We start from the raw sequence: 13,016 nt of genomic DNA, 5'->3' as shown, positions 1-13,016 counted from the left end.
TTCTTGCACCCTTCCACCTTTTTAGGATAACACAACTCATACAGTGTTTACTTTTGCAACTGCTTCAGCAAACCCTATATATAGATTGCCTTACAGATTTTTTTTTGCTCACTTTTTCAGTGCCATTGAATTAGGGGCATCGGCCCAGAAACAAAAATCAATCTCTGCTGGCAAACAGTCTATAGCTGTATTCTCAAATTCCAAGGCTTTGCGATTGCTTCGGGACCCTCACTCACAATGAAATTAATCAAAAAAAAATGGCGTTTGTCAAGTACAAACGCCATTTTATAGAATTACAAACGTGGCGTCTTATCTTGTTTAAACGACGCTAACAATTCGCGAATTTGGTCGGCCGCAATCTCGCGCCCGCCCAAACCAAAAGCTAGAGCAATGCCAACTGCGATCGCCCCGAGCAGCAGCCCGAAAGCCAAATTGACAATATCGCTGCCAATGCCCATCTGTTGCAGCGCCAAGGCCGAAACAAAGGCAATAATCGCAATCCGAGCCGCTTGGCCCAAAAGACGCGCTTGGCGAGTTCCAGAACTAGCAATCAAACTAAACGCCAGATTCGCCAAATACAAGCCGATCGCAAATACCACCAAACCAGCCAGCACCCGACCTGCAACTAGGACAATACCGCTAACAATCGCCGTCAGCGCTGGAATCTGCAGCACGTCGGTAGCCGCCACCACAGCAAACAGCATGATGCCCACCTGCACCACAATGCCGACAAGCTCAGAAGGCGTGCGGGCTGGAAGTTCGGGTTCCTGAAGAATCGTTGCGTCGGGATCGATCGAACTTGGCGGTAGCCTCAGCGACTGTTTCGGTGCCTGCACTCCCAACCAAGAAAAGACATTGTTAAAGCCAATTCCGGTCAGGATATTAGTAACCAAATCGCCTACCCAGCGCCCCAAAATGTAAGCAAGCGCCAGAATCAGCGCCGCGGTGAATATTTTGGGAACCGCGCCCAAAATGTCGTTGAGCATTGCGACTGCCGGCTGCGAAATCGCCTGAATGTCTAAAGCGTTCAAAGCTGCGATCGCTGTTGGAATCAAAATTAAAACATAGACGATGGTCCCGACAATCCACGACAGCGATTGTCCGCCCGAAGTCCGCGAAATTCCAAACCGAGCGCCCAAACTGTCGGCCCCAGCAGCAGCCAACAGATTTGTGACAATCCGTCGCACCACCATAGCCAGCAGCCAGCCGACAAACCCAATCAGCACAGCTTCCAGAATTTTGGGAATAGCCGCCAGAATTTGGTTGAGTAAATTATTAACCGGCAGCAGAGCCTGCTGCATTTCCAGCGAGTCGAGAATCAGCGGCAAAAACAGCAGAAAAATGAACCAGTACAGCGCATTCGCCACAGTATCGCTCAGCAGCAAAGGGCGCTCAGTGGGCGCAGCGCCCACTTCCTGATTCAAGCGCTCGTCCACGCTAAAAGCCCGCATCGCCCGCGATACGGCCATTTTGGCGACTGTTGCCAACACCCAAGCAATCCCCAACCAAATTAGCGCGCCGGCTAACTTCGGCAAGAAACCGGTAATTTGATTGAGAAAAGTATTGAGGGGTTGCGAGACAGCCGTTAGATTCAGGCGGTTGAAAAAGGCAATTAGGAAAAAGACAAAAATGATCCAGAACACCGCTGCGGAAATCCATTTTTCCACTTGCGGGGTTCCAGTTCCTTCTGGGCGGCCTGTAATCCAAGCAGCCAGCCGATTGTCCAGCGTAGTCTTCTTGAGCAATCCCCCCACTACAGATGAGACGAGGGCTGATACTATCAAGCCAATGAGCAGGATACCGACGGCCCAGAGGAGGTTTTCAATGTTTGAGCCCTGAAGGAAATTGTTAATTCCACGTTCTGCATCTGTCAGCGGATTCCCGGGCTGGGCCTGGGACAAAATGCGATCGGACAACGCCGCTATGGGACCCGATATGGGTTGAGTTATTTCTTGCCAAGTTTCATTCATTTTTTTCTCAGGTTAACGTCAGATTTGACAAGGAGAAGACGAAACTTTAATAATAGTTCCAAAAAATCTAGACATCGCCTAAATTTAATGTTTGTACACTTTTAATCGTACTGGGTTAACTACAAAACCCTCTATCGAATTTTGGATCGGCCCATCTCCGAATGATTTTGGGCCAATATTCCAAGAACCTTTCACATCGGCATTTATGAATCCTCCTGTTTTGGTTCTGAACAATCATCTTTTTACCCTACTGCCAATGTAGTCGGAATGTTGTTAAATTGGTTCCAAATCCAAACCTGAACATTTGGATGTGTAACTCTCCTCAACTCACCAAACTTGAGTTTCCGCAAGTTGTCCTTTGTACTGCAATATTTTCCGAAATCGGCGCTGGGGAATACAGGCAAAATTTTGATTCTTAATCAAACCAGTATTAATCCCCTCTTTAAAATCCTGGTTCCCGCCTATAACCAGCAAGCCCATTTGATGATTGACGAGTTCTTTAATAATTGCGGAACGCGTCGTGTGTAAGTAATAATCCACTTTACAGTTAAGCTTGTGCCAGCATTTGGCAAGTTTTTTACTGTTTTTTTGCGCTGTGGGCAGCAATGATTTCAATGCCGCTGAAACTTGATTGCAGTATTGATTGGTTGACTTAACAGCCCGTCCGTCGTAGATTGTGGGTACTAATCCAAGAACATTGTAGGTTAATGTTGCCAGATTGTTTAATCCTAAATCTAAGGCAGCTACTCTCTGATTAACTTGTAAAGGCTGTTCTAACTTCTCATAGAGCACCTGGACCCCATAACAACATACTTTGGGAACAATCCGGATTTCCAGAATGAAGATGACTTTTGAGCGCAACCAAATATTAGTACCAGAGGGGCGAACATAGCCTTTTTTTAAGGCTCTTTTGCTGACAGCTTGACAATTAAATACAACTACATAGCGCCCGTCCTCTCTTTTTCGCTCTCTTGAACCTTGATAATGAGGGATTTTCGGTGCTGATTGAAATTCAGTTGGGTCTTTCTGATAGTTTCGCACCCACAGATAATAGCTAGTCCATGCTTTGAGGACTAAGCCGAGCGTGGTTTGTGCTACTTTTGCGGGCAGTGCTTTGTAATCAAGACTTGTTTTAAGCGCGCGATCAACAGCCAGAGCATTTGTTTCTTGTCTGGCGAAAAAGTTTTGACTGTAGATGTAGTTAGCGCTATTGTAAAGATTCTTGCACAGCCAAGAGAGTCGATCGGCTTTTCGATAAAACCTATGATTTGGTTTAATGACGTGCCTTTCGACTAGCTGCATAGTTGGTATATATAGTTTAATTCAAGATGATACACTGTATTTATGAGTGTGTCAATCTTTTAATTTCTGGAAAAATTGACGGTACAAGTAAATAAATGACTATCAAGTAAGCAAAGTTTTGTAATACCCTTCTTGTTGCAGGTTCTCATGTCAATTCGTCAAGTTTTCGAGCAATCCATTGAAATTCGCGCTGCTGCTACTCTGGTGGAGCAGTGTATAGTCGATCGCACTTTAATGCACAAGTGGCTCAATCCCCTGCTGCGCTGCGATCCCCAGGGCGAATGGGATACTGCTGTAGGAAGTCGTAGCTTATTTATCATAAAAATTCCAGTTTTGCAACCCACTTTGGAGAGTGTTGTGTTGGAGCGACAACCCGGTTTAATTGTGTGGGGGTTTGACGGATTTTTCAAAGGATGCGATCGGTGGGAATGCCAGCCGCAAATCCAAGGAACTCTCTTGATTAACCGCTTTGAATTTCAAATTCCCAATCGTTTAATTAGATTTGGTTTCAATCGCTTTGCGGCCCCTTGGACAGAAAAAGATATGAAAGACCAACTCCGCCGCCTTAAGCGGGTAGCCGAGCAATTATCTCAAAAAATGGGTAATGTATAATGAGTAAGGGGTAATGGGGAACTTTTACCCTAGCGTAGCCGAAGTATGGGTAATTTGTAATAGCTGAAAACCAATAGCTAATAGGAAAAAAAGCACCAACTTCCCAATTCCCAATTCCCCATTCCCTCAACTTGAGTTATTTACTTCGCACTTCCCGATGGATTGGGCTGACAAATCATTTCTCTCGCCGAATTAACGGCTTGGTTAGCCGTATTTTGTAAAGCCGGGGAATTCTGATACAAAGCTTGCAAATCTTGCACATCTTTAATCACTCGCTCGTAGATCACTATCGCTTGATTGCCGTCAACTTCTAAGGCAGCAGGGCTGTAGTTTTGCATCACTTCAATCAGCGATATTTTGCCATCTTTAGATGCTGCGACTAAAGCATCGCGGAGTGCCGGCGCGCTTTGCAGCCGAGTTGCCGGTGCATAAGCAACCTCCCCCAATTGTTTGAAAACAATTTCCCCAAAATAAGTGCTTGCCAGCCGCGCTACTAATTGAGAATCTAAAGGCACTTCTCGCGTTAATATTTCGCGCACCGACTCGGGAGTTTGTTTCGCAAGACTCAGAACGCTTTGCAGTTGAGATGATGCTTGACCGGTTTGTGCAAAGCTTTGCAAGTCGCTCATCGGTAATGTCACGTCAACAGCACCGTATTTTACGGTAACATTATCTAATGCAAAGGCTTTGCTACTGCTTAGGAATACTGCACTTGTTCCCAGCAAAAGCGCCAAACCTAAAGATAAAGACTTTGACATTCTTTTTGTTAAATGGGCTGACAGCGGTTGAATTCCGTTGAGATAACCTTGTTGAAACTGAAAGTTCATGAGTTTTTGCCTCTTTACGTCAAAATACTTTTTAGATAGCTCGTCTGTGCGGGTATCAGTGCGGGTATCAGTCGGGAAAGTCGCATCGGAATTTCCGTAAATGACCTATGATTCTACAGTCAAGTCAAACAAATTCAACCTATCCAAAGATAGGTGTTAATTGGGAATTAATATGTTATAATTAACGTTTTGACAATTTTAGATACCTTTGCAAAAATGATAAAAGCGAAATTTGGTCGTCGGGCAGCAGTTTATTGAGTGTCACTTTGATGTCTTATAGTGTGCTGTGCGACATATAGCGAATTTAAGTTCAAAGATCTAGATCGAGCCGATCGAGCAATTGGCGAATTATAGCAGCATCCTCAGCATTCGGAGCATTTTTCAGGTATAGTTCCAAATCGTGGCGCGCTTCGGCCAAGCGTCCCAGTTGATAATATAGAATTCCGCGATCGCGTCGTTCACCCAGCGCATCGGGAAACAGCAGCAAAATCCGTTCGATCGCCAAGAGTACCCTCACAGCATCTCGCCGCTGCAAGTAAATCGCCTTCAGATTTCCCAGCATTCGCCCCAAAAAATGTCGGCGACTTACCGGGGCGAGAAAAGCCGGCTGCAACTTCATAGGTTGGCCGTAAATTTGAGAAAGTCTCCCTTGACAATCTTCAGAAAATAATATCTCGCCGCCATTAAACGCATCAACAAAAATACCAGCATCTTCAAAATCCGGTCTAATTAAAAAATGTCCCGGCATCCCAATTCCCACCATCGGAAAATCAATGCGCTTAGCAACCTCCAAATACACCAAAGATAAAGAGATCGGGATGCCAGTACGGCGATCGATCACTTCATTCAAAAAGCTATTGCGGGGGTCGTAATAATCCGCATCATTGCCCGCAAACTGCAACTCCCCGTATAAATAGCCGTTAATAGTTTGAATAATCCGCAGCGGATAATTCTGTGCCGGCAGGCGTGAGCGCACTTCATCTGCGATCGTGTCGAGAGCGTTGAGATACTCCTCGGGCTCTAAATTCGGGTATTCTTCCAAAGCCATGTAAAGGGCAGCTTTCGCCAGGTCGATCGAGCCATCCGGCTGATTTATTTCTTGATAAAAGAGTTGTCGCGCGATCGAAAAATCCATATTTAGTATTGATTTATGTTTAATTGACATTTTATACCCATATTATGAACAGGCAAGATGCCTGTTCCACAACAAAAATTATTCGGCTAAACAGACCTTTTTCCTAATATGATTAACCTTTTTTATTGTAATACACGCATTTTTCCTTGTGAAACAGGCAAGATGCCTGTTGCAGCTTTTGGTAGTATCACTAACCTTTTTATGGTGGTACAGGCCTTTTTTCTTGTGGAACAGGCAAGATGCCTGTTGCCCAAAATATCTTAAAAACAGTGCATTATTTTAATTTAGATATATTCTAAGTTTTTTCATATAAATCAGCCATTATTTTTAATAAAGCTTCACGATATATTTTTTTGCATCGAGATTGAGGTGAACCCCCTCGGATATCAAATCAACTTTCAAATCCCGTGACTTTTACCAATCACCCAACTGCGGCGAAAAATTCGAGCCAAAGTCGATTCTTCCAAAGCAAAATAGATAGGCCGGCCGTGAGGACAAGTGCGCGGATTGCGAGTTTGCTGCCATTCATCCAACAAATTTTGCATTTGGGCAAGACTCAAAGGAGTACCGTTTCGCATAGCGCTACGGCAAGCAGTCGCAACTTGAGCCGCTTGTAAATCTGCGACTTTACTGAGTTCAAAAAGCGCATCCGCACAGTCATCTCGATCGGCTAACAATTCAGGAACTTCGCGGGCTGCCCATAGCTGTTCCCCAAATGTTTCTACTTCCAAGCCTAAGCGAGATAAATTCTCAATTTGTAGCGCCGATAATTGACTGAGAATAACGGGTTTTTCTAGACATTTTAGCTGCCAAGCCGCGCACAATTGCTCGTACAAAACGCGCTCGTGAGCGATGTGCTGTTCTATCAACCACATTCCGCTCGGATGTTCCGCAACAATGTAAGTATTGTGAATTTGAGCGATCGCTCTCAATTCCATCAATCCTATTTTATCAGCTTTTTCCTGTTCGCCACCTGCATCATTCTGCCTAGCCGAAATCCCGACACTGTAAGCACTTTTGTGTTCCGATGCCTTCAGCAATTTTCCCACTCGATCGGGAATTGGGGCAGGCGGCAAAACTTCATCGTTCAAATGCAAAGCACGAGCAATTGCTGCGCTAACTTGGGCTTGCCAAAAACTCGGCTCGTGCAGATAAATTTCCACCTTAGCCGGGTGGCGGTTCCAGTCGATTTCCGAAGGGGAGATTTGCAGGTGGACAAAACATACGGGATAGCGGTCGCGCGGACAAGTGCGGGCAAAGGCGCTGAGAATAGTTTGCTCTAATTCGGGCGATCGCACAACTCGCCGATTTACCCCAACTTTCACCCAATCCGGCCGCCTGCGGTGACAGCGATCGGGCAAACCAATTACTAACTCCAAACGCTGGGAATTCGACATTTGGAATTGGGAACTGGCAACTGGCAATTGGTAATTAGACTTAACTGTAGCGCCAACAAGTTGAGTTTCTATCAATAAATTTGCTGCTTTCTGATTTTGAGGACTAGCAGGCAAATCTAACTTTAAATACTGCAAATCGCTCGCTCGCACACCGCGCACGAATTGAGGTAAAAGTTGTTCCGCTGTGCTACCAGGAGTTACGTGCAAACAAGGCGTGTTTCCTTGACGCAACTGCCAATTAACGTGCGGGTGACAAATAGCAATTTGCTGAAGAGTTAATTGGATCGATCGCATTTGCTGTGCCGGCGACAAAAAACTGCGGCGCACAGGCCAATTGCCAAACAAATTATCAACAGTCACCACCGTACCCGGAGCTATCGCCGCTGTTTCCACCTCCACAGCAACGCCTGCATTGTTGTAAATCACCCGCCATCCCGATCGAGCATTTTCAACTCCCCCCTTGTTAAAGGAAGATTTGGCGGGGGTTTGCGCCGACTCTCGATTTTCCGAAAAATCCCCCAATCCCAAATCATTCGATCGGCTCAAAACCTCCAAACAGCCCAACTGAGCTAAACTGTGCAAAGCTTCCCCACGAAATCCCAAAGTATCAATTTTGTAAAGGTCTGCTTCAGTGGTAATTTTGCTCGTACTGTGAGGCGAAGCCGCCTGTCGCAAATTTTCCAGATCCATTCCCGTACCATTATCTGCAACTTGCACCCGCCACTGTTCAGGCCAGACAGAAACAACGATGCGAGTTGCACCAGCATCCAGAGAATTTTCAACTAATTCTCTTACCGCTGCGGCGATCGAGTCAATGACTTCACCGGCTGCAATTAAATTGATAACTTCTGTGGGTAAGGTTTGAATAGTAACTGGCATCAAATTTTTAGCAGTTCGTTCATTCAATTATACTTCATTCTGTAACTACTTGCACAGTATTAGGATTTACGATCTTAAACCCGGTTTATCAGGTAGTAAAATATTGTTTTGTAATAAAATATCTACTCATCAACCAAGTCTCTGAGAGTTACTGAAAAAGTCCTAAATATAATCTTCGTAACGACTTAAATTTGATCTGCTAAAGCCATAATTTTAGGCAGGCGGATGTAAAAAGTTGTGCCTTTACCGTCCTCTGAGTCATAAGTAATTTTTCCTTTGTGAGCCTCAACGATAGACTTAACAATCGCCGTTCCCAAGCCAGTACCAGTCCGCTTGCCATAAGTCACAAACGGTTCAAATAACTTTTCCTTAATTGTCGGCGGAATGCCCGGGCCGTTATCATAAATGCTAATTTCTGCCCACTCCTGACTTTGTGTCACCGCAATCTCTATCCGACCCCCTCTGCCGCCAAAAGCCTCAACAGCATTCCCAACTAAATTTTGTAAAACACGCAAAATCTTATTTTCATCCGCTTCCACTATGACTTCTGTCACCCGTACTGCTAAATCTACTTTTGCTGCTTCACAATAAACTCTGTTCAACTTTTCAAACTGTTGCAACGTCTGAATTAGATTAATGGGTTTTTTATGTAATACAGAATTACCGCGCGAAAACTCTAATACTTCTTCAGCCATCCCCAACATTCGCTGAACCTGCAATTGAATAAGTTCGCACCACTCCTGAGTGTCCTCATCTTCGTGTATTTCTTTGAGCATTTCAATGGAGAGTTTAATTCCGGTAAAAGGACTTTTGAAATCGTGAATAATTGTACTCACCATTTCTCCAACCAATACCATTTTTTGTTTGTGTACCAACTGGCTAACATATTGATCTGTGGTATCCCGCAAATTTTTAGTAATGAAACTAAACATTTGCAGTACCGAACTGCCTTTAGCAAACTGGAGAGTTGTTATGAGTTCTTTACGGCCTATTTTCGCCAAAGTCGAGCCTGCAACTGCCACAGCTCTAGCACTGCGTGGCTCTCCGTCTAAAACTCCGAGTTCGCCAAAATAATCGTCTGGCTTAGCCACAGCAACAGTTTGATATTTATGGTTGTCAATCCGCTTGCTAAACTCGACTTTACCTTCTAAAACTAGATAGAAAAAATCCGCTGTTTCTCCTTCTTCAAAAACCAGCGTTTCCTCATCAAAACTCTCCAAAACAGCTATTTGGCAGAGGTGAGCAGCTTGCTCTGGTTCAAAATAAGACATAAATCGATGAAATGCCAGATCCATGTTAAGATACCTGAAACTTAATTGAAACAGTTTCTTTCTTCTATTTTCGCCGATCGGGATCGGTACGTTAATCAAATACAATATTGGTTTAATCTGCCTCTATTTTCTGACCTCCCAGGCTTGGAAGCAAGGATCGGCGTCGGGATGCAGAGCCAGACTAGCATAGCAGCAGCAGTAATCTCACCGCAATTCTCAGTTAATTGACTAAAATACATAAATATTGTACTATTTTTGAGATTTAAATTAGATCTGCGGGTGGGTTCTCCTGCCACCTCAGAAGATTTTAACTGTAGAGATATCGTGTAATTTAAAAGCCGCTCGACCGAGTTTACAAAAATTAACGATCGCCCGATAGAACGATCGCAGCATTCTGCCCGCCAAAGCCAAAACTTAAACAAACCGCATTTCTGACAATAGCCGATCGCGCACAGCGAACAAAATCTAATTCAAACCCCGGTTTTGTCATTCCCGCGCAAGGCGGCAACATCTGATATTTAATACTCATCAAACAAAAAGCCACGCCCAAAGCTCCCGAAGCTCCCAAAGTATGACCAGTAGCCCCCTTAGTCGAACTAACAGCAACTCCTCGGTTAAATAACTTCTCAATTAACAGTGCTTCGTGTCGGTCATTTAAATCAGTTGCAGTACCGTGAGCATGAATAAAATCTATATCAACCGCCGCTAAATTGCTCCGTTTCAAACATTGATTTACCGCCGCGATCGCACTTTCCCCCCCTTGATCCGGTGCATTTGCATAGCAAGCATCATTTGTCAAGCCAAAACCAGAAATTCGACCGTAGATTTTAGCACCACGACGCCTTGCCAATTGGGCGGATTCTAATACAAATAAAACCCCTCCTTCACCGAGCACAAAGCCTTCCCGATTTTCATCAAAGGGATAGCACCCTTTGTTTGCCAAAGCACCCATCCGGCTAAATCCAGCCAGAGTCAGCGGTGTGATAGGCGCTTCGACAGCACCTGCGATCGCCCGCTGACACTCACCGGTGCGAATTAAATCAACAGCGCGGGCGATCGACCAAATACCCGTCGCACAAGCAGCCATCGGTGCCAATACCGGCCCCGTCGAACCAATTGCCCTCGCCGCTGCGATCGCCCCCATGTGAGGCAAAAAATTCACAAATTGAGAATTGGGAATCGGTAATTGGGAATCGGTAATTGGGCATTCCCTTGTTTCTTGCGACTTCCCTCTTCCTAATTCCCTCAGACTTCTTCCAACTTCCGTCTTTCTTCCATCCATTACATCCGTTACACAATCCGTTGCCGAACTTCTTGCGCTTGCCAACAGTTCCAAACTTGCCTGGAAGCCGCGGCTAGAACCGATTGCAATTCCGCAATCAGGCAAAGGCAAAGTCAAATTAGCATCTTGCACAGCATCTATTAAAACCTGCCGAGTTAAAGTTATTAAATCGACAGGTTTTGTTCCTATTAAAGCCAAAGGTCGCCGTTCAAGTTCTATAAAAGGTTGATGTTGCCGAATTCCTGATTCCCCAGACAACAATCTTTTCCAGCTACCATCCAGAGTGCCTAAAGCAGAAACCAGGCCTATTCCCGTAACAACAACATCCACATCTGCCCTCAGATTCCCAAATTTTTAGTCATTAGTCATTAGTCATTTATGATTGGAACTAATTATTAACTACTAACCAACGAGCAACGAGTGATATCATTTCCGGTTGCATCGGAATAAGAAAATCGAGTCAACCTCAACAGTCAACAATCATCTCGATCGTGCAACCGGAATTAATATGACGAGTGACGAGTGAGGACTGACTACTGAACAGGCTTAAAATTTTCCAAACCCTGAGTAACAGTAGCTTTATCTATTCGATCGCCCGCTTCAATCTTATCAACAACATCCATCCCTTGCTTCACGTACCCAAAAACCGCATAGCTGCCGTCCAAAAACGGTACATCGGTCAAAGTAAAATAAAACTGAGAAGAAGCCGAATCAGGACTCTGCGATCGAGCCATAGCAACAGCCCCGCGACTGTGCACCAACACGGGTTTCTCCTTAACCCCAGCTTCTTCTAGCGTTTGGCTGTAAGTCGGATTGGCAGCACCTTTAGCTTTAATTTCCAGAGGAATCCTGCGTTCGGTAGAAGTTTTTGGGTCAATAAAACCCCCAGTTCCCAGTCGCGCTGTAGGGAATTTAGGGTCTTTGCCCTGGGGGTCACCGCCCTGAACTACAAAAGGCTGAGGTTCCCGCACGACTCGGTGAAAAACCAATCCGTCGTAGACACCTTTCTGTACCAAATCGACAAAATTGCCCGCAGTAATTGGCGCATTTGTGCCGTCGAGTTCGATCGTAATTGGAGCACCTTTAACCGTCATTACCACCGTTGCTTTTCCTTCCAATCGTGGCAAATTGCTAAATTGCGAACTCGCGGCTACAGCAGCAGGAGAAGGAGATGGAGACAAAGAAATATTTTCACCCGACGCCGGATTCGATGTCGGAGTCGAGTTTGCCACAGGAGAATTACCGCATCCTCCGACAAACAACGCGCCAATTATTAAAAGTGAGAACAACCACCGCTGAATTTTGACTTGCATTTGCATTTGTATTTTCACTTTCACTTTCACTCAATGATGTAAGGTGCGCCATGCGCACCCTAAACTTATCGATTTACCAGGGATAATTTGCACCGCTTCGTGCTCACCCAATATTTATCGATTTGGTGCGAAATGCGCACCCTACGAGACATTACCAATCTAAAATCGCAAATCGCAAATCCCTATAGTCCTTCTAGGGGAACTTGCAAAAATCGAGCCAATTCGGCCGCTTGATTTTCCACTTGCGACAAAGCAATCGGCTGTCCGACTCTAGTCAGGGGAAACTGACGGCGGTCTTTGAGCTTAAGATAAATACTTCGACGGGGACTGAGACCTTCTTTAATGTCCACCCGCACAGATTGCACGTCCGATGTCTTGCAAGTAAAATCAAGCTTGCGGTTTTTGCCGGGAAAACCCCAGCGAAAGATCCGAATGTTACCAGTTTGTCGATCGAACTCGTTGTAACCGCCACCGACATCCCAGAGAATAGTCAGCCACAGGTAAAGCGCCAAAAGTACGCCACAGACACCGTAGAAACCCATCGCAATGCCTTGGGGGATGAAAATGAGCTGAGTCGGGTCAGCAAAAGGCAGCAGGTTAACGTGCAAGTAGCTGGAAATGCCCGACAGCAGGAAACCAGTCCCTCCAATGCTGACCACCGTCGCCCACCAGTAATTGCTGAAGCGGCGGGAGCCCAAAACCGGGTAGCGCAGGACAGGATCGATCGAGGTCATTGTTTTTGCAGTCATAAAATTAAACAGCCTTAAAGCCAAATCTTAATTCAATTAGCCCACCGAGCGTCACGCTTCCCTGACGAGATCGCGATCGACCGATCGGGATTGTGTATCAACACCTGCTAATTATGTTGAAAAATTCTGAACTTCTAATATATAGTTATGTTAACTTTAATTAGAAACCTTGGTCTTTTAACAAGCAAAAGGATTTTACCGCAATGACAATCGCAGTCGGACGCGCCCAGACCGAAAGAGGCATATTTGATGTCCTCGACGACTGGCTCAAACGCGATC

General features: G+C 45.2%; 10 protein-coding genes. 1 reads left to right on the top strand and 9 read right to left on the bottom strand.

Annotated features, from left to right (window positions below; all coding sequences use genetic code 11):
• Positions 1-293 precede the first annotated feature (293 nt).
• Positions 294-1,970 (bottom strand): mechanosensitive ion channel, encoded by a 1,677-nt coding sequence (locus QUA45_RS25120; protein WP_333100928.1) that lies wholly within the window; start codon positions 1,968-1,970, stop codon positions 294-296.
• 327 nt (positions 1,971-2,297) lie between these two features.
• Positions 2,298-3,272: a transposase gene (locus tag QUA45_RS25115; RefSeq protein WP_333100929.1), complete on the bottom strand. Its 975-nt coding sequence runs from the start codon at positions 3,270-3,272 to the stop codon at positions 2,298-2,300.
• Positions 3,273-3,419: 147 nt separating this feature from the next.
• On the opposite strand from QUA45_RS25115, the gene QUA45_RS25110 reads away from it, so the two are divergent.
• Positions 3,420-3,884, top strand: a complete 465-nt coding sequence (locus tag QUA45_RS25110; RefSeq protein ID WP_333071769.1) for an SRPBCC family protein — start codon at positions 3,420-3,422, stop codon at positions 3,882-3,884.
• Positions 3,885-4,024: 140 nt separating this feature from the next.
• Here the strand turns inward: QUA45_RS25110 and QUA45_RS25105 are convergent, their stop codons facing one another.
• From QUA45_RS25105 to QUA45_RS25075, 7 genes are all read right to left on the bottom strand, one after another.
• The gene (locus tag QUA45_RS25105; protein ID WP_333222448.1) at positions 4,025-4,711 is read right to left on the bottom strand and encodes an alpha/beta hydrolase; all 687 of its coding nucleotides are present in this window, start codon (positions 4,709-4,711) and stop codon (positions 4,025-4,027) included.
• Between the two features lie 310 nt (positions 4,712-5,021).
• Complete coding sequence (locus QUA45_RS25100; RefSeq protein ID WP_333222452.1) at positions 5,022-5,846, bottom strand: transglutaminase family protein; 825 nt, start codon at positions 5,844-5,846, stop codon at positions 5,022-5,024.
• Positions 5,847-6,244: 398 nt separating this feature from the next.
• Positions 6,245-8,122 (bottom strand): DNA mismatch repair endonuclease MutL, encoded by a 1,878-nt coding sequence (gene mutL, locus QUA45_RS25095; protein ID WP_333222450.1) that lies wholly within the window; start codon positions 8,120-8,122, stop codon positions 6,245-6,247.
• A 185-nt stretch (positions 8,123-8,307) separates the two neighbouring features.
• Entirely contained in the window at positions 8,308-9,417 is a 1,110-nt protein-coding gene (locus QUA45_RS25090; RefSeq protein WP_333100935.1) for an ATP-binding protein, read from the bottom strand.
• 337 nt (positions 9,418-9,754) lie between these two features.
• Complete coding sequence (locus QUA45_RS25085) at positions 9,755-11,005, bottom strand: beta-ketoacyl synthase N-terminal-like domain-containing protein (protein WP_333100936.1); 1,251 nt, start codon at positions 11,003-11,005, stop codon at positions 9,755-9,757.
• Positions 11,006-11,208: 203 nt separating this feature from the next.
• Entirely contained in the window at positions 11,209-11,994 is a 786-nt protein-coding gene (locus QUA45_RS25080) for a peptidylprolyl isomerase (RefSeq protein ID WP_445304993.1), read from the bottom strand.
• A gap of 176 nt (positions 11,995-12,170) precedes the next feature.
• Positions 12,171-12,737 carry a photosystem I assembly protein Ycf4 gene (locus tag QUA45_RS25075; RefSeq protein WP_333100937.1) on the bottom strand — a complete coding sequence of 189 codons (567 nt, stop codon included), beginning with the start codon at positions 12,735-12,737 and terminating at the stop codon, positions 12,171-12,173.
• Positions 12,738-13,016 lie beyond the last annotated feature (279 nt).

The organism is Microcoleus sp. Pol12A5 (assembly GCF_036701435.1).
GTDB lineage: Bacteria > Cyanobacteriota > Cyanobacteriia > Cyanobacteriales > Microcoleaceae > Microcoleus.
The sequence above is the reverse complement of the archived record's forward strand: the minus strand, read 5'-3'. Positions and strand labels throughout refer to the sequence as shown.